The 16226-nt window shown below is 64.7% G+C and carries 17 protein-coding genes; 8 read left to right on the plus strand and 9 right to left on the minus strand.

What is annotated here, in order from left to right; genetic code table 11:
* The first annotated feature begins 13 nt into the window (after positions 1 to 13).
* The 3 genes from radC (at position 14) to AC1RR3_RS30820 (ending at position 2517) form a co-directional block, all read left to right on the plus strand.
* On the plus strand, positions 14 to 727 hold the full coding sequence (gene radC / locus AC1RR3_RS30810) for a RadC family protein (RefSeq protein ID WP_492827855.1): 714 nt from the start codon (positions 14 to 16) through the stop codon (positions 725 to 727).
* Positions 728 to 949: 222 nt separating this feature from the next.
* Entirely contained in the window at positions 950 to 1624 is a 675-nt protein-coding gene (locus AC1RR3_RS30815) for a hypothetical protein (protein ID WP_492827743.1), read from the plus strand.
* Between the two features lie 104 nt (positions 1625 to 1728).
* Positions 1729 to 2517 (plus strand): bestrophin-like domain, encoded by a 789-nt coding sequence (locus AC1RR3_RS30820; RefSeq protein WP_492827745.1) that lies wholly within the window; start codon positions 1729 to 1731, stop codon positions 2515 to 2517.
* Positions 2518 to 2546: 29 nt separating this feature from the next.
* Here the strand turns inward: AC1RR3_RS30820 and AC1RR3_RS30825 are convergent, their stop codons facing one another.
* The 9 genes from AC1RR3_RS30825 to AC1RR3_RS30865 form a co-directional block, all read right to left on the minus strand.
* Entirely contained in the window at positions 2547 to 3410 is an 864-nt protein-coding gene (locus AC1RR3_RS30825) for a DUF1444 domain-containing protein (RefSeq protein ID WP_492827747.1), read from the minus strand.
* Positions 3411 to 3515: 105 nt separating this feature from the next.
* Positions 3516 to 3821 carry a YMGG-like glycine zipper-containing protein gene (locus AC1RR3_RS30830; RefSeq protein WP_492827749.1) on the minus strand — a complete coding sequence of 102 codons (306 nt, stop codon included), beginning with the start codon at positions 3819 to 3821 and terminating at the stop codon, positions 3516 to 3518.
* 134 nt (positions 3822 to 3955) lie between these two features.
* The gene (locus AC1RR3_RS30835; protein ID WP_492827751.1) at positions 3956 to 4408 is read right to left on the minus strand and encodes a hypothetical protein; all 453 of its coding nucleotides are present in this window, start codon (positions 4406 to 4408) and stop codon (positions 3956 to 3958) included.
* A gap of 48 nt (positions 4409 to 4456) precedes the next feature.
* On the minus strand, positions 4457 to 4831 hold the full coding sequence (locus tag AC1RR3_RS30840) for a hypothetical protein (protein WP_492827753.1): 375 nt from the start codon (positions 4829 to 4831) through the stop codon (positions 4457 to 4459).
* An 87-nt stretch (positions 4832 to 4918) separates the two neighbouring features.
* Positions 4919 to 5614: an AprI/Inh family metalloprotease inhibitor gene (locus AC1RR3_RS30845; protein WP_492827755.1), complete on the minus strand. Its 696-nt coding sequence runs from the start codon at positions 5612 to 5614 to the stop codon at positions 4919 to 4921.
* Positions 5614 to 6603, minus strand: a complete 990-nt coding sequence (locus AC1RR3_RS30850; protein ID WP_492827757.1) for a 2-hydroxyacid dehydrogenase — start codon at positions 6601 to 6603, stop codon at positions 5614 to 5616. The genes AC1RR3_RS30845 and AC1RR3_RS30850 overlap by 1 nt, the downstream gene beginning before the upstream one ends.
* Positions 6603 to 7421 carry an ABC transporter permease gene (locus tag AC1RR3_RS30855; RefSeq protein WP_492827759.1) on the minus strand — a complete coding sequence of 273 codons (819 nt, stop codon included), beginning with the start codon at positions 7419 to 7421 and terminating at the stop codon, positions 6603 to 6605. The genes AC1RR3_RS30850 and AC1RR3_RS30855 overlap by 1 nt, the downstream gene beginning before the upstream one ends.
* A complete protein-coding gene (locus AC1RR3_RS30860) occupies positions 7418 to 8248 on the minus strand; it encodes an ABC transporter ATP-binding protein (protein WP_492827761.1) in 831 nt (276 codons plus the stop codon). The genes AC1RR3_RS30855 and AC1RR3_RS30860 overlap by 4 nt, the downstream gene beginning before the upstream one ends.
* 98 nt (positions 8249 to 8346) lie before the next feature.
* Entirely contained in the window at positions 8347 to 9369 is a 1023-nt protein-coding gene (locus AC1RR3_RS30865) for an ABC transporter substrate-binding protein (protein WP_492827763.1), read from the minus strand.
* A 151-nt stretch (positions 9370 to 9520) separates the two neighbouring features.
* Here AC1RR3_RS30865 and AC1RR3_RS30870 point away from each other — a divergent pair, with 151 nt between their 5' ends.
* From AC1RR3_RS30870 to AC1RR3_RS30890, 5 genes are all read left to right on the plus strand, one after another.
* On the plus strand, positions 9521 to 10327 hold the full coding sequence (locus tag AC1RR3_RS30870) for a creatininase family protein (RefSeq protein WP_492827765.1): 807 nt from the start codon (positions 9521 to 9523) through the stop codon (positions 10325 to 10327).
* A gap of 139 nt (positions 10328 to 10466) precedes the next feature.
* Complete coding sequence (locus AC1RR3_RS30875) at positions 10467 to 10730, plus strand: hypothetical protein (RefSeq protein WP_492827767.1); 264 nt, start codon at positions 10467 to 10469, stop codon at positions 10728 to 10730.
* Between the two features lie 372 nt (positions 10731 to 11102).
* Positions 11103 to 13109 carry a carbohydrate porin gene (locus AC1RR3_RS30880; RefSeq protein ID WP_492827769.1) on the plus strand — a complete coding sequence of 669 codons (2007 nt, stop codon included), beginning with the start codon at positions 11103 to 11105 and terminating at the stop codon, positions 13107 to 13109.
* Positions 13110 to 13148: 39 nt separating this feature from the next.
* Positions 13149 to 14885 carry an ABC transporter permease gene (locus AC1RR3_RS30885; protein ID WP_492827771.1) on the plus strand — a complete coding sequence of 579 codons (1737 nt, stop codon included), beginning with the start codon at positions 13149 to 13151 and terminating at the stop codon, positions 14883 to 14885.
* A 15-nt stretch (positions 14886 to 14900) separates the two neighbouring features.
* Positions 14901 to 16211 carry an ABC transporter ATP-binding protein gene (locus tag AC1RR3_RS30890; RefSeq protein WP_492827773.1) on the plus strand — a complete coding sequence of 437 codons (1311 nt, stop codon included), beginning with the start codon at positions 14901 to 14903 and terminating at the stop codon, positions 16209 to 16211.
* The last annotated feature ends 15 nt before the right edge of the window (positions 16212 to 16226 follow it).

Consider the following 16226-nt stretch of genomic DNA (forward strand, 5'->3'; position numbering starts at 1 on the left):
GATGCTGCGGCCGATGCCCGCCAAAGCCGACCACGACAAGAGCAAGCCTGAGGACGCGCCGCATTATCTCGGCCATCGCGAGCGGCTGCGCGAGCGCTTCTATAGCGCCGGCGCGGATGCGCTCAGCGATTACGAGCTGCTGGAGATGGCGCTGTTTCCGGCGCTGCCGCGGCGCGACACCAAACCGCTGGCAAAGACGCTGATCAAGATTTTCGGCTCGTTCGCCGAGGTCGTTCATGCGCCGGTGGCGCGCTTGCGCGAGGTCGACGGCATCGGCGAATCCGCGATCCACCAGCTCAAGCTGATCGCGGCGGCGACACATCGCGTCGCCAAGGGCGGGGTCAACAGCCGCAACGCGCTGTCGTCCTGGAACGAGGTGATCGACTATTGCCGCTCGAGCATGGCGTTTTCCGACAAGGAGCAATTCCGCCTGCTCTTCCTCGACAAGCGCAACCAGCTGATCGCCGACGAGGTACAGCAGACCGGCACCGTCGACCACACCCCGGTCTACCCCCGCGAGGTGATCAAGCGCGCGCTGGAGCTGTCGGCGACCGCGCTGATCCTCGTCCACAACCATCCCAGCGGCGATCCCTCGCCGTCACAGGCCGACATCCAGATGACCAAGGCGATCATCGAGATCGCAAAACCGCTCGGAATTGCCGTCCACGATCATATCATCGTGGGCAGAAGCGGGCATGCCAGTTTGCGCGGGATGCGGCTGATCTAGGACGCGCGGATGATGCCACCACCCATGACCATGAGACATCGCTTTGCGCTGGTCCTCGCGGCGATTGGCTGCGCGCTGGCATGGGCCAGCATCGCCACCGCGGGGCAATTCGAGGACGGCATGGACGCTCTCCGTCGCGGCGATGCTCAGGCGGCAGCGCGGCTGTTGGGCCCACTCGCAGCCAAGGGAGATTCCCGCGCCCAGTGGGCGCTCGGAGACCCCATGCCGGTCTACAAGGTAGGCCCACCGCCTCCGGCGGCCCCATCTCCACTCACCTTTCTGGCCCCCATTGCAGTATTCCTCGGAATGGGCGCTCTTGCCCTGGGCTCGCAATGGTACGTGCGACGGGCCCAGCTCACCAGAGCCGCCAGGGTCGCCACCTTCATCAGGAACCTGCCACCGGAAGTTCTTGCAGACATCGAGCGGTCCAATCAGGTCGCAGCAGAACGCCCCTGGCTACCGATTGCGTTCAGCCTGGAATCGGTCGAGGTCAGCGATGCAAGCCTGAACCTGCGCGCAAGCGGCGAGCACCGCGGACATGCATTCGGCTTTGCGATCACCCTGACGATGTCCCACGGTCCGGTCGCGATCTGCGACTGGTCGCGCACCGGTCCTGCGAGCGATGGCCTGGTCGACATCCTTGCCGAATATGCCGACGTTCCTCGCGCAGACCTCCGCTTCGATCCGCTGGTGAGAACGAGCCTCATCATCCTGACAGCCGATCCCCCGAATGTGCCGTTCGCCCAGATCGCGCGACTGAATTGCAAGGTTTTCTTCGAATTGACGGAGGGCAATCCTGAGATCTATCTCGATCTCGACCTTTCGGCACGGAGCGGCTCCCTGCGGGAAAAGGATGCGACGTATCGCAAGGACCTGGTTCGCGCCTTTCAGGCTTGAGCGGGTCGACGAGAGCAGCAAGCTCTGCGCCGGCAGGAGCAGTCACGCCAAGTTTCGCGGCCACGCGGCTGCTCCAGGGCGCCGAATCATTTAGCAAGAAGGGCATGAGCGACTGGCTGCACAATCTGCCGCTGCCCTTGATGGCACTGGTGATCTTCGGGTTCACCTACCTTTTCGCCGCGGCGATCTTCGCCGGCGTCGCGCTTGCCGCGACCGAGGAGCGAGCGAAATCGCTGAAGGCGATCTCGCCGGGCATGCTGCCGGTGCTCGGCATCATCTTCGGCCTGTTCGTCGCCTTCACTGCGGCACAGGTCTGGGGCGACGGCGACCGCGCCGGCGCCGCGGTGAGCCGCGAGGCCAGCGCGCTGCGCAGCGCGGTGCTGCTGGCCGGAGGCCTGCCGGCGGAGCAGGAGGCCAAGCTGCGCGGCCTGGTGCGCGACTATGTCGGACAGGCCGTCGCGGTGGAATGGCCGATGATGGCGCATCAGCAGGCCACGCTGAAGGTGACCCCGCCTGCGCTCGCGGAAGCCTTGCAGCTCGTCGTCGCGATGACGCCGCAGGGCACCGGCCAGGCGAACGTGCAGCGCGAGCTCATCACAACGCTGGAGCAGGCGCTGGATGCGCGGCGGCAGCGGATCATCGTCAGCCTCGCCGCGGTGAATCCGGTCAAATGGTGGTGCCTGTACCTCCAGGCCGCCTGCGCGCTGCTGGTGATCGGCCTCGTTCACTGCGACAACCGCCTGGGATCGGCGATCGCGATGGGCCTGTTCGCGACGGGCGTCGCCACCTCGGTGCTGCTCATCGCCGCACATGACCGGCCCTTCGCCGGCCAGATTTCGATCCAGCCGGAGCCGCTGCTCCAGATCATGCCGGCAGACCCCGGCAAGAGTTGAGCAGAGCGGCCGCCCCGCAAGAGAGCACCTCACCGAACGAGTTGCCACCCCTTCGGCGTCCAGCGCAGCAGCGCTCCGGACAATGGCTTCGGCGCGCGCGCCATCATATTCTTCGTAAGCGTGCGCAGCGCATCGATTGCAGTGCTGCTGTCTTCGCTTGAATAAATCAGGAGATCCGCCGACGGCGCCGCGACGATCAGGACACCGCCCTGGGCTTCCGCGAGCGGCGCCCAGCTGTCGAGCAGCGCAAGCCGGCTGGTCTGATAATAGTCCCCCGTCAGCGTGCCGAATTGTCCTGATGGGACCGCTTTTGCGACGGTCGTGATCGGCTTCATGCTGCTGCGCAGATTGGCGATGGCGATGTCGAAGACCTGATCCTGCGTCAAGCCGAGCGCAGCACGATCCCGGTCATTGAACACCCTGACCGCCCGCGGCGAATCCAGCACCGGGACGATCACCAGCCCCTCTGCCAAGGGCCGGATCAGGGCCGGGCCGCGCGCATCGACCTCCCGAAGCGCCTGCCGCATGTAATCCGCCGAGCGCACGACCACCCGCAGGGCCGCCCTGGTCGGGGGATCGTTCCGGCTGCTCGTCGTTGCCTTGACGCCGCTGACGAAGGTGCCGATCTCCTTGGCACAGGCACTCGTGTTGGCCTTGCAGAAGGCGTAGATGCGATCGAGGTTGGCCTGCAGAGGACCGACCGACAGCGTCAGCGGTCCCTTGATCACGACCGGAGTGTCACGAATCTCGGCGCGGATGCGCTCTGCCACGAAAGCGGTAAACGCGGGTTCGTCGGCTGGAATCTGTTGCGCCCGGGCGGCCCCGGCTCCGACGAGATTGCCGGCCACGATCGCGGCGAGCAGCCACCGGCACATGCGAGATCGGAAACTCATGCGACCCACCATCTCGGGACGGCGGCTCGCGTCGCCGATACTCACCCCTGCCCGCCCCATCTATCGGCAGCCGCCGTCGATCCTGTGACGCCGGCGGCTGATCGATCAATAGCAATAACGGGGATCGACCCGAACGTAGTACCCGTCCGGGCGCTGCATGTAGCAGCCACGCTGATAGGCGTAGTAGCCGGAGCGGCGGCGATCGCCTTCGGAGGCGATCGCGGCGCCCGTGCCGGCACCGACGACGGCGCCGATTGCGGCGCCACGGCCTCCACCGAGCGCGCCGCCGAGGATCGCTCCGCCGACACCGCCGATGATCGCGCCACCGACGGCATCCTGGGCCGCCGCCTCATGTGCCGGCACCGCCATCGCGACCGTCAGACACACCGCCATTCCAATAGCTCGAAGCATCCCGAATCCTCCCGGTTGACGCTGCCAGTCATAGCGTTCGGGACCATCCCGGGCCAGACCCATTGTCGCGGTCCACCCGCCCTCGCCCGCTGCGCCAAGGGGCCGGCATGTCGCGACAGCCGCGCATGCGGCCCTCAGACCGAGGGGCCCTTGGCCAGAGCAAAGGAGAGCACGATCGTGTCCGGCGCCTGCTTGAATTCCCTGGTCACCGTCTCGCGCACGAGGCCGGCAAGATCGCCCAGAGGCTTCTTTTGATAAAGGCTCGGGAACGTGACGGTCACCAATGTGAGGCGTCCATTGTGCCAGTTGAAGCCGACTTGCGGCCTGACGCCGGTCGACTGCGCGAGATCACCCTCGACGGCCTGCGCGTGCTGCATTCCGTCTTTCAGCGCGCCAAAAGCATCGCAGCCGGACAGGGCAAAGGCGAGGGCAATGATGATGGCGGCTCTGAACATCGGGGAGGCCCGCATGGAATTTTCGCACCCGGAAAGATTGCATTGATCGCACCATGCACCATCCATGGTGCGCACGCCAGAAAAGACCGTGCAACCCCGACATGCCGGATGCGGGCGTTTGCCGAGCGTCATGATGATGGATCACCGAGCCGCCGACCACAATTGTCTGCGGCAGCGCGGCTATGGTTCGATCCAGCGCTGCACGGCCTCCGCGGTGTCGGCCGGCGTGGTGTTGAAGCAGATGGCAGCTTCCGGCGCCAGCCGATGCACAAGGTTGAGCACCTTCTCGAACATCAGCAGGCGCTCCTTCGGCTCGCGCAGGCCCGCGCCGATCACGATGCAGTCGAAGCGCTGGTCGCGCAGCGCCGCTGCGACGCCGGCTTCAGCGGTCGCGTCGAGATCGATCAGACAGCTCGTGACCTCGTAGCCGAGATCGCGCAGGCGCAATAGCTGGGTCTCGATATAGCTGCGCACGAGCTCCGGCGTGAGCTGCGGGAATGCGCTGTAATCGGCACTGCCGGGTTCGATGCCGATCGCGAGAACACGCTTGGCCATGCCGCGCTCCAGTGAATTTCGCGAGCGACCGCAGCGTAGCGCCCGCGGCCACCGGCATGCCAACCACGAGGTCGCCCGCGAGGTTCCCTACTGACGCAGCATGATCAGGGGATCGGCGCTGTCGGGGACGCGCCGCCACTGCGCGTTGTCGTCGGCCTCGAACTGCCAGGCGTCGCCCGATTTCGACATCAGGATGATCTGGCCGCGTTCGAGCCGCCATTGCGTCGGATTGAACTGCGCGATGGCCGCGTCGCATTTCGGCTTGAGGAAGACCTGGAAATTGTCCTGGCCGGCTTCCGTGTTGGTCAGCGTCAGCCCGCACACCGGTTGGCCGTTGCCGCGCACCATCGACCAGTCGCCGATCATCTGGTCCATCGACTTGGCCATCGAGCGCGCGGCGGCGAGGTCCTGCAGGATGTAGACGCCCTCGCCCTGGCGCAGGCCCTCGAAGATGCCGGCCTCGACCTCGGTGAAGTCGATCACGGATTCGCCGGTCGCATCCTGCAAACGAACGATGTCTCCGAGACCCTTGATGCTCCAGGCCACGATGTCCTTGGTGAAGGGCAGCGCCGCCTTGCAGGCCGGCTCCAGCTCGAGCTTGAAACCCTGGCCCGCGGCGTCGCCCTTCATCGTGACGACACAGGTCTTGCTGCGCTCGGTGGTCGAAAGCTCCCATTGCCCGACCATCTCCTTCTTCAGGGTCGTCGCATCCTGCGCAGGCGCACTGCCGATCGCGGCCAGGCAGGCCGCCACGGCGAATGCAACGACCTGAAGAAGTTTCATCAGCGCCCCTTGAACGGCGTTTCCGCCACCGGCGTCAGCGGCGCCTTGCCCGAGAACCAGGACTTGAGGTTGTCGATGACGAGCTGGTTCATCGCGTTGCGCGTCACCACCGAGGCCGAACCGATATGCGGGAGCAGCACGACGTTCTGCATGGTCTTGAGCTCGTCCGGCACGTTCGGCTCGGCCGCGAACACATCGAGGCCGGCGGCGAGGATCGTGCCGGATTTCAGCGCCTGCACCAGCGCCTGCTCGTCGACCACCGAGCCGCGCGCGACGTTGACCAGCACGCCGCGGGGCCCAAGCGCCTTGAGCACCTCGGCATTGACCATCTTGTTCGTGCTGGCGCCGCCGGGCACTATCACCATCAAGGTGTCCACCGCCTTCGCCATCTCGACCAGATCGGGGTAGTGCTTGTAGGAGACGTCCTTGGACGGATTGCGCGAATGATAGACGACAGGCACCAGCGAGGCATCGAGCCGGCGCGCGATCGCCTGGCCGATCCGGCCCATGCCGACGATGCCGACCTTGCGGTCGCGCAACGAGCCGACACTCAGCGGGTAGTTCTGGGTCTGCCAGAGACCGGAACGCACATAACGATCGGCCTTGATGAATTCGCGCAAGGTGCAGATCAGCAGGCCCATCGCGACGTCGGCGACCTCCTCGGTCAGCACATCAGGCGTGTTGGTGACAATGATGTTGCGCTCGGCCGCGTATTTGGCATCGACATGATCGTAGCCGACGCCGAAGCTCGACACGAGCTCGAGCTTGGGCAATTGCGCCAATGAATCCTTGTCGACGCGAGCGGTGTGATCCGTCACAGCCACGCCACGGATCTTTTCGCGGATCGCGGAAGTCAGCCGCTCGAGGTCGCCTCGCGTCTCGGCCTTGTGCACGACGAAATGATCGGAAAACCCGTTTTCGAGGATCGGCCGCGCCGGCCCATAGATCAGAAGGTCGATCTTGTCGGACGAAATCGAACCGGTAGACATCAGTTTTCCTTTCCAAGCGCGCTCTCATGCCAGCGCCGTAAAACGAGGTGGGAAATTAGCGCCAGCACCCCATAGATGACAATCCCGGCCAGCGATAGCAGCAGCAGCGCTGCGAACATGCGGGGTATGTTCAACCGGTAACCTGACTCGGCGATCCTGTAGGCGAGCCCGGAGCCCGCGCCGGCCGTTCCGGCCGCAATCTCGGCCACCACCGCGCCGATCAGCGACAGGCCGCCGGCAATGCGCAGGCCGCCGAGGATATAGGGCAGCGCCGCCGGCAGCTTCAGGAAGCGCAGGGTCTGCGGCTTTGATGCGCCATAGAGCTGGAACAACCCGGCGAGGTTGCGGTCGACCGAATTCAGCCCGAGCGTGGTGTTCGACAGCACCGGAAAAAAGGCGACGATGAAGGCGCAGACGACGACCGCGGTCTGCTGCTCCAGATAGATCAGCAGCAGCGGCGCAATCGCGATGACAGGCGTCACCTGGAGCACCACGGCATAGGGGAACAGCGAATATTCGACCCATTTCGACTGGTTGAACAGCAGCGCCAGCGCGATACCGCCGATGCTGGCGGCCACAAAACCTTCCAGCGTGGTCAGCAGCGTGGCCGCAAGCGATTGTGACAGCACCGCCCAGTCCTTGATCAGCGTCAGGACAATGACGGAGGGCGCGGGCAGGACGTAAGGTGGGATGTCCCTGATGCGGACGACCAATTCCCAGGCGAGAAGGCCCGCCGCGAACACGACGACGGGAAGCACGAACCGCATCGCGCGTTGCGCGCCGGATGGCTTTGCGGTGACGGAGCTTTGCGCGTTCATAGCGTCGACTGCCCCGAATAGGACGGCGCCAGCGCGGCTGAGACGCGCCGGCAATAGTCGGAATAGGCGGCAGAGGTCCGAAATTCCTCGCCGCGCGGCTCGACGGTCTCGATGCGGATATCAGCCTGGATGCGGCCGGGCCGCGCCGTCATGACCACCACCCGCTGCGACAGATAGACGGATTCGAACACCGAATGGGTGACGAAGATGACGGTCTTGCCAAGCCTGCGCCACAGCGCGAGCAGATCGTTGTTGAGGCGAAAGCGCGTGATCTCGTCGAGCGCGGCGAACGGCTCGTCCATCAGGAGGATATCGGGGTCGGTGACGAGGGCACGCGCCAGCGACACCCGCATCTTCATGCCGCCGGACAGTTCTCGCGGATAGGCTTCGGCAAAATCGGCAAGGCCGACACTCGCCAGCGCCTCGTCGGCACGCCCGCGCGCCTCCGCCTTCGGAACGCCTGCTAGCCTCAAGGGCAATCGCACGTTCTCGCGCACGCTGGTCCAGGGCATCAGCGTCGGCTCCTGGAACACGAAGCCGATGCCGTGACCTGGCTGGACATGGTCCGGCAGCACCGCGCCCTCGTGGCGCGCCACCCGCACGATCCCCGATGACGGCGCACTGAGCTCCGCGATGATGCGCAGCGCCGTCGACTTGCCGCAACCGGACGGCCCCAGCAGCGAGACGAACTCGCCCTTGCGCACGACAAGGTCGAGCGGACCGAGCGCCATGACGCCATTGTCATACGCCTTCGTCACGCCGCGCAGGCTGACGGCGAGCGCCGTCAGGCTGGCCTCGACGGTGGACGAGGTTTTGCGCTCTACCATTGAACGTCGAGTTTGAGCTGCTGAGCCGAGATGCCCACCTCTCCCCAACGGGGAGAGGTGAAGGACGCCGCCACACCTTGGAACTGTCTCGGCATGCGTTACGGCTTGCTCGGGCGCAGCTCGACGCCGACGCCCTTGTTGACGAAACGCAGCGTGTAGGACTTGCGGAAGTCGAGATCCGCTTTCACGACGCCGGCCTTCACCATCTTGTTGAAGAAGGAGGCGTAACGATCGTCGCTCATCGCGCCGATGCCATTTTTCAGGGATTCGCCGGAATCGACGATGCCGTATTCCTTCATCTTGGCGACGGAATAGGCGAGCAGATCGTCGGTCATTTCAGGGTTGAGCTTCTTGATCATGGCATTGCCGGCGGAATTGTCGCCATAGATGTAATTGTACCAGCCGACCATGGAGGCATCGACGAAGCGCTGCACCAGGTCGGGCTTCTTCTCGGCGATGTCGCGGCGGGTCTCGATCAGGGTCGAGTAGGTGTTGAAGCCGGCATCGGCCAGCAGCAGCACATTCGGCTTGAAGCCCGCGGCCTTCTCGACCGCGAAGGGCTCTGACGTCACGTAGCCCTGCATCGCGCTCTTGGGGTTGGCGATGAAGGGCTGCGGATTGAAATTGTAGGGCCGGACGTTCTTCTCGCTGAAACCGTATTCGGACTTCAGCCATTGGAAATAGCTGCCCATGCCTTCCTTGGAGACGAACAAGGTCAGCGGCTTCAAGTCCTCGATCCTGGCGACCTTGGCGTCCGGCTGCGTCAGCATCACCTGCGGATCCTTCTGGAACACCGCGGCGATGGTGACGACGGGGACGTTATTCGCCACCGCATCGAACGACATCAGCGTGTTCGCGGCCATGAAGAAATCGATCTTGCCGGCGATCAGCAGCATCCGGTTGTTCTCGTTCGGGCCGCCGGGGACGATGGTGACGTCGAGCCCGTATTTCTTGTAGGTGCCGTCGGCGGCCGCCTGGAAGAAGCCGCCATGCTCGGCCTCGGCCACCCAATTGGTGCCGAAGGTGACCTTGTCCAGTGTCTCGGCGCGCGCCGGCGCAAGAGAGACGAAAGCGGCCATCAAGCCCGCCGTTAACGCTCGCCGCAGATGAGAGGGGGTCATGATGGCACTCCGTCGATCGTGGCTGGCCGATGTGAAGGCAACGCGATAAAACCGCATGACATTCGGGGACGCGAGCCGGCCAGGCCCGCGTCCCCTCCATACCCCAAATTACGTGACAAATTCGGGCAAAGAAACCTCCAAGGAAAACTTGATGACGCCGCCCCGCGACTGGATCGACATCAACTGGGCCAATGCGGCCCCAGCGGAGCTGTCGCGCTGGATCGCGGTGCTGCCGCTGGCGGCGACCGAGCAGCACGGCCCGCATCTGCCGCTCGAAACCGACGTGCTGATCGCGGACGCCTATCTGGGACGCGCGCGCGAGCTTTTGCCGGAGAGCGTTCCGGCGACGTTCCTGCCCGTTGAACCGATCGGGATTTCCACCGAGCATATCGACTATCCGGGCACGCAGACGCTGGCGACTGAAATCGCGCTGAAGCGATGGACCGGGATCGGCGAGGACATCGCGCGGCGTGGCGTTAAAAAGCTCGTCATCATCACCAGCCATGGCGGCAACAGCGCGGCCATGATGCTGATCGCGCAGGATCTTCGCGCGCATCAAAAACTGTTCGTGGTGACGACGTCATGGTCGCGGCTATCGGGGGCGGACAACTTGTTCCCGGCTGATGAGGTGCGCCATGGCATTCACGGCGGCGCGGTCGAGACCTCGATCATGCTGGCGCGCTATCCCGATCAGGTGCGCAAGGATGCGATCACGGATTTTCCCGCGAGCAGCATCGCGATGGAGCAGCAATATCGCTGGCTGTCGACGCAGCGGCCCGCACCATTTGCCTGGCAGGCGCAGGATCTCCACGAGAGCGGCGCGATCGGCAACGCCACATTGGCGGTTGCGGAGAAGGGCGAGCGGCTGCTCGATCAGGGCGCGCGCGCTTTCTGCGAGCTGCTGACCGAGGTCGATAACTTCGACGTGAACAGGCTCGCCAGGGGCCCCCTCGGCTAGCTCACATCCTCCTGAAATCATTCGAGAAAGACCTGGCTCCCGAGAGCGCCCGAGGCGCTTTCGAACCTGACACGGCATGCCTCCGTCCAACTGGGCACGCGGGCCACAACGGACCGCCTCAACCCGGATGGAGTTTCACATGTCGATCAAGACCAGGATTGCCGCCGCAGCTCTCGCCGCCCTCGCCGTCACCGGCACCATGGTGTCCACCACCTCGCAGGCGCAAGCCAAGCCGCCCGGCTGGGTCTGGGGCGTCGGCGCCGGCATCGCCACCGCCGCCGTGGTCGGCTCCGCGATCGCCGCCAGCAACGACCCCTATTACTACGGCTATCACCGCTGCGGCTGGACCCCCCGTTACAACGCCTTCGGCCAGTACGTCGGCAACGTTCGCACCTGCTACTGATTTGAGTACCTGAGGCCGATCTCACGTGGATCCTGCGTCCGACACGGGCGCCTCATCCACCCCGTGTCGCGCCCCCGACCCCGCCCGGCTGTCCCCCCGGGCGGGGTCATTCGTTTTGGGCCCGGGAATTTGTTGCAGTCGCGTCACACAGCGGTGCGAACCATCACATGCGGCATTCCGCATCAGTTGCTATTGCGAATTAATCGCAATAAGGTTCGCAGCAGGCACAGGGACTTGGGAAGAAACCGCGTCGAAACGAGATCATCTCGGGCGACCGCGGGGACGACCGGGACCTGATGACAGGGCCGCTGCGAATCGGCAGGGATGTCGGTTGCGGCGGATGGGACACATTCGCGTCTTGGGGGCGTGCGTTTGACGTTGAGAGATCACCGTTACAGGTATTTGCGGACGGCTGCGGCCATTGCCTCGGGCCTGATGGCTCTGCCCGCCGCGAGCTTGGCAGCCGACCTGCCGCTGAAGGCACGCGTCGCGAAGACGGTTTATGACTGGACCGGCTTCTATGTCGGCGGCCATTTCGGCTACGGCGATGCGAGCTTCGGACCCGGCACCAATTCACTGCCGCTGCAAGGCGTGATCCTGCCGCCCAGCGCCACCGGTTTCAGCGGCGGCTATCAGCTCGGCTATAATCGCCAGCTTGCAAACCGCGTCGTGCTCGGCATCGAGGCGGACTCCACGTTCACCGGTCCGCGCGACGTCGTCGCGCATGAACGATCGCCGGCGCCCTTCAACACCACGCTCGACTATGTCGGCACCGTGCGCGGCCGCATCGGTTATGCCTTCGACCGTTTCATGCCCTTCGTGACCGGCGGTTTCGCCTGGGGCCACACGCACATCAACGTCAACGATGCCGATGGCGTGACCGAACTGTTTCCGGTTGGCCATTATCAGACTGGGTGGACGGCGGGACTCGGTCTCGAATTCGCCGTCAGCGGCAATTGGACCGCGAAGGCCGAGTACGATTACGTCGCGCTGTCGCGCCGTACGTACGACCTCAGCAGCTTCGGCCTCGCCAGTGTCGATGTCGAACCGCGCGTCCACCTGTTCAAGCTCGGCCTCAACTACCAGTTTGGCGACACGCCCTGGATGGCACCGATCAACGGCAAGACCAAACTGCCGGAGTCCAACGACTGGAATGTCCACGCGCAGACGACTTTGCTGCCGCAGGGCTATGGGCCGATCCACTCGCCCTATGCGAGCCCGCAGAGCCTGCCCGGCGGCGGCCAGTTCCAGGCGACATGGACGACGACCGCATTCCTCGGCGCGCGGCTGTGGGACGGCGGCGAGTTCTATTTCAATCCCGAACTGGCGCAGGGCTTCGGCATCAACGGCACGCTCGGACTTGCCGGCTTCTCCAACGGCGAGGCGCAGAAGGCCGGTGCGCCGTTCCCGAAGATCCGTGCGCAGCGCTACTACTTCAAGCAGACTTTCGGCCTCGGCGGCGAACAGGAAGACGTGTCCGACGCGCCGAACCAGCTTGCCGGCAAGCGCGATATCGATCGCGTCACGCTGATCGTCGGCCGCTTTGCCGTCGGCGATTTCTTCGACGGCAATTCCTACGCAAAAGACCCGCGCGCCGACTTCATGAACTGGGCGATGTGGTCGTCAGGCGCTTACGACTTCCCAGCCGATCTGCCCGGCTATACCCGTGGCGCCGTGGTCGAGCTCAATCGCAAGGACTGGGCCGTGCGCGGCGGACTGTTCCAGGTCCCCGATGCGCCCAACAGCGATACGCTGGTCTACAAGACCGGCGGCGCCGTGATCGAGTTCGAGGAGCGACACTCGATCTTCGAGCAGCCCGGCAAGCTGCGGGTCGGTACGTTCTACAATAGCGGCAATACCGCCAATTACCGCGAGGTGGTCGCGATCGCCGCTGCCAACCCTGCGCTCGACATCAACGACATCACCGTCGCCAACCAGCGCGACCGTTCGAAATACGGCTTCTACGTCAACCTCGAGCAACAGATCGTCAAGGACGTCGGGTTGTTTGTCCGCGGGAGCTGGAACGACGGCCAGAACCAGATCCTGTCCTTCACCGACATCGACCGCAGCGTCTCGGGCGGCCTGTCGATCAAGGGTAGCTATTGGGGGCGGCCGGACGATACGATCGGCATCGGCGGCGCCGTCAACGGGCTTTCCGCCGCCCACCGCGACTTTCTTGCCGCCGGTGGCACCGGCCTGCTGATCGGCGACGGGCAGCTCAACTACAGTCCGGAACGCATCCTCGAAGCCTACTACGCCTGGAAGCTCAATGCCTGGACGACCATGACGTTCGATTACCAGCTCATCACAAACCCGGCCTATAACGCCGACCGTGGGCCGGCCTCGATCTTCTCCGGACGTCTGCACGCCGAGTTCTAGCCCACCACTTCAGCCCAACCATCCAGAAGGGCAGGCAGCATGAGACTCCAGGATTTTCGCGGCGCCGCGATCGGGCAGGCGCTTCGCCCCAATGTCTGGGACATCGCCGCGCTGATCCTGGTGGTCGGCGCCATGGTGCTGATCGTCTATGGCGGTGAGCAGACCACGGCGCCGCTGTCGGAGCTCGAGCTGACGCCGGTCTCGCTCGACCCGTCGAACCTGCCGCTCTATGCGCTGCGGACGACGTTGCGGATGCTGCTCGCGATCGTCTGCTCCACCATCTTCACCTTCGCCTATGCGGCGATCGCGGCCAAGAGCCGGCGCGCCGAGATGGTGATGGTCCCGCTGCTCGACATCCTGCAATCGGTGCCGATCCTGGGGTTTCTGACCTTCACGGTCGTGTTCTTCATGAACCTGTTTCCCGGCCAGGTGATGGGCGCGGAGCTCGCCTCGGTGTTCGCGATCTTCACCAGCCAGGCCTGGAACATGACCTTCAGCATGTACCAGTCGATCCGCAACGTGCCGAAGGATCTGGAGGAAGCGACGCAGAGCTTCCACCTCTCCGGCTGGCAGCGCTTCTGGCGCCTCGACGTGCCCTTCGCGATGCCCGGCCTGATCTGGAACGCGATGATGTCAATGTCGGGCGGCTGGTTCTTCGTGGTGGCCTCCGAAGCAATCACCGTCGGCAACACCACGGTGACGCTGCCGGGCATCGGCTCCTATGTGGCGATGGCGATCCAGCAGCAGAACCTTTCCGCAATCTTCTACGCGATCCTGGCGATGCTGTTCGTCATCATCGCCTATGATCAACTGCTGTTCCGGCCGATCGTCGCCTGGGCCGACAAATTCCGCTTCGAGCAGACCGCCTCAGGCGTGGCGCCGACCTCCTGGGTGCTCGACCTGTTCCGCCGCACCCGCGCGTTGCGCGCCCTCACGCGTCCCTTCGCCGCGGTGAACAGGATGGTCTCGAATTTACGCATCCCGCTGCCGAAGCTGTCTCCTGCGGGAAGCAACAAGAGGAGCCGCCCGTCGCGCCTCGTCGACGCGCTCTGGGTCGCCCTGATCCTCGCCGGCACCGGCTATGCCGCCTGGCTGACCTATCGCTACCTCTCGGCCAGTCTCGACCTGTCGGACGTCTTCATCGCGATCCGCGACGGGCTGATCACCCTGCTGCGCGTCGTCGTGCTGATCAGCATCGCCACGCTGATCTGGGTGCCGATCGGCGTCTGGATCGGGCTTCGCCCGAAGCTTGCCGAGCGCGTGCAGCCGCTGGCGCAGTTCCTGGCGGCCTTCCCCGCCAATCTCGCCTTCCCCGTCTTCGTCTTCATCATCGTCCACTATGGCTTGAGCGCCAATGTCTGGCTGAGCCCGCTGATGATCCTGGGCACGCAGTGGTACATCCTGTTCAACGTGATCGCGGGCGCAAGCGCGTTCCCGACCGATTTGCGCGAGGCCGCCGGCAGCTTCCACCTCGGGGGATGGCGCTGGTGGTTCAAGGTGATCCTGCCCGGCATCTTCCCCTACTACATCACCGGCGCGATCACGGCGTCCGGCGGCTCATGGAACGCGTCCATCGTCGCGGAGGTCGCAAGCTGGGGCGAAACGCATTTGCAGGCCACCGGATTGGGCGCCTATATCGCCATGGCGACAGAGGCTGGCGACTTTCCGCGGGTCGTGCTTGGTATCGCCACGATGTGCATCATGGTGACGCTGTTCAATCGCCTGCTCTGGCGACCACTCTATGCCTTCGGCGAGCGCCGCCTGCGTCTCGGCTGATGAGGAGGGACAATCATGCTTGACCAGGTAAAGCCATCCGCCCTCGTCGACATCCGCAACGTCTGCCGGTCGTTTCCGAAGGGCAGCGGCGAAGAGCTGCTGGTGCTCGAAAAGGTCGACCTCACCATCCATTCCGGTGAGATCGTCGGCCTGCTCGGCCGCTCCGGCTCCGGCAAGTCCACACTGCTTCGGATCATCGCCGGCCTGATGGCGCCCTCGTCGGGGAGCGCAACATGCCGCGGCGAAACCATCATCGGTCCGCCGAACGGTGTCGCCATGGTGTTCCAGTCGTTCGCACTGTTTCCCTGGCTGACGGTGCTTCAGAACGTCGAGCTGGGGCTGGAGGCGCTCGGGATCGATGCCGCCGAACGGCGCAAGCGCGCACTCGCCGCGATCGACCTGATCGGCCTCGACGGATTCGAATCCGCCTTCCCGAAGGAATTGTCCGGCGGCATGCGCCAGCGCGTCGGCTTTGCCCGGGCGCTGGTGGTGCATCCGGACCTGCTGCTGATGGACGAGCCGTTCTCCGCGCTCGACGTGCTCACCGCAGAGACGTTGCGCACCGACCTGATCGATCTCTGGATCGAGGGCCGGCTACCGATCAAATCGGTGCTGATGGTGACGCACAACATCGAGGAGGCGGTGCTGATGTGCGACCGCATTCTGGTGTTCTCGTCCAATCCGGGGCGCGTCGCCGCCGAGATCAAGGTCGAGCTGTCGCATCCCCGCAACCGGCTCGATCCCTATTTCCGCCAGCTCGTCGACAATATCTATGCGCGGATGACCCAGCGCGCCGAGCCGAGGTCGCCGTCGATCGAGGGCATCCCCGGCACCGGCATCGGCATGACGCTGCATCACGTCTCGTCCAACGTGCTGTCCGGCATGATCGAGACGTTGGCCGCGCCGCCCTATCACGGGCATGCCGACCTGCCCGTGCTTGCGAGCCAGCTCCAGCTCGAGGCCGACGAGATCCTGCATCTCGGCGAATCCTTGCAGCTGCTGCGCTTCGCCCAGCTCAGCGAGGGCGACCTGATGCTCACAGACGCGGGCAAACGCTTTGCCGATCTGGAGACCGACGCACGCAAGAAGCTGTTCGCCGAGCATCTGGTCGCCTATGTGCCGGTGATGGGACTAATCCGCCGCGTGCTCGACGAGCGTCCGTCGCACACGGCGCCGGCTGCACGTTTCCGCAACGAGCTCGAGGACTACATGTCCGAGGAGAATGCGGACGACACGATCAAGACGATCGTGTCCTGGGCCCGCTATGGCGAGCTGTTCGCCTATGACGAGCAGTCCGAGACGTTCAGCCTGGAGAATCCAGGCTGAGACGCGGTGCCCTTC

It is taken from the genome of Bradyrhizobium sp. GW821-FHT13H05 (assembly GCF_058804065.1).

Coding starts and splice junctions, on each gene's coding strand:
- AC1RR3_RS30815 (WP_492827743.1), top strand. CDS start 950: ATGCCGGTCTACAAGGTAGGCCCACCGCCTCCGGCGGCCCCATCTCCA.
- AC1RR3_RS30820 (WP_492827745.1), top strand. CDS start 1,729: ATGAGCGACTGGCTGCACAATCTGCCGCTGCCCTTGATGGCACTGGTG.
- AC1RR3_RS30845 (WP_492827755.1), bottom strand. CDS start 5,614: ATGAAACTTCTTCAGGTCGTTGCATTCGCCGTGGCGGCCTGCCTGGCC.
- AC1RR3_RS30875 (WP_492827767.1), top strand. CDS start 10,467: ATGTCGATCAAGACCAGGATTGCCGCCGCAGCTCTCGCCGCCCTCGCC.
- AC1RR3_RS30825 (WP_492827747.1), bottom strand. CDS start 3,410: ATGAGTTTCCGATCTCGCATGTGCCGGTGGCTGCTCGCCGCGATCGTG.
- AC1RR3_RS30870 (WP_492827765.1), top strand. CDS start 9,521: ATGACGCCGCCCCGCGACTGGATCGACATCAACTGGGCCAATGCGGCC.
- AC1RR3_RS30850 (WP_492827757.1), bottom strand. CDS start 6,603: ATGTCTACCGGTTCGATTTCGTCCGACAAGATCGACCTTCTGATCTAT.
- AC1RR3_RS30860 (WP_492827761.1), bottom strand. CDS start 8,248: ATGGTAGAGCGCAAAACCTCGTCCACCGTCGAGGCCAGCCTGACGGCG.
- AC1RR3_RS30890 (WP_492827773.1), top strand. CDS start 14,901: ATGCTTGACCAGGTAAAGCCATCCGCCCTCGTCGACATCCGCAACGTC.
- radC (WP_492827855.1), top strand. CDS start 14: ATGCCCGCCAAAGCCGACCACGACAAGAGCAAGCCTGAGGACGCGCCG.
- AC1RR3_RS30830 (WP_492827749.1), bottom strand. CDS start 3,821: ATGCTTCGAGCTATTGGAATGGCGGTGTGTCTGACGGTCGCGATGGCG.
- AC1RR3_RS30865 (WP_492827763.1), bottom strand. CDS start 9,369: ATGACCCCCTCTCATCTGCGGCGAGCGTTAACGGCGGGCTTGATGGCC.
- AC1RR3_RS30840 (WP_492827753.1), bottom strand. CDS start 4,831: ATGGCCAAGCGTGTTCTCGCGATCGGCATCGAACCCGGCAGTGCCGAT.
- AC1RR3_RS30855 (WP_492827759.1), bottom strand. CDS start 7,421: ATGAACGCGCAAAGCTCCGTCACCGCAAAGCCATCCGGCGCGCAACGC.
- AC1RR3_RS30835 (WP_492827751.1), bottom strand. CDS start 4,408: ATGACGCTCGGCAAACGCCCGCATCCGGCATGTCGGGGTTGCACGGTC.
- AC1RR3_RS30885 (WP_492827771.1), top strand. CDS start 13,149: ATGAGACTCCAGGATTTTCGCGGCGCCGCGATCGGGCAGGCGCTTCGC.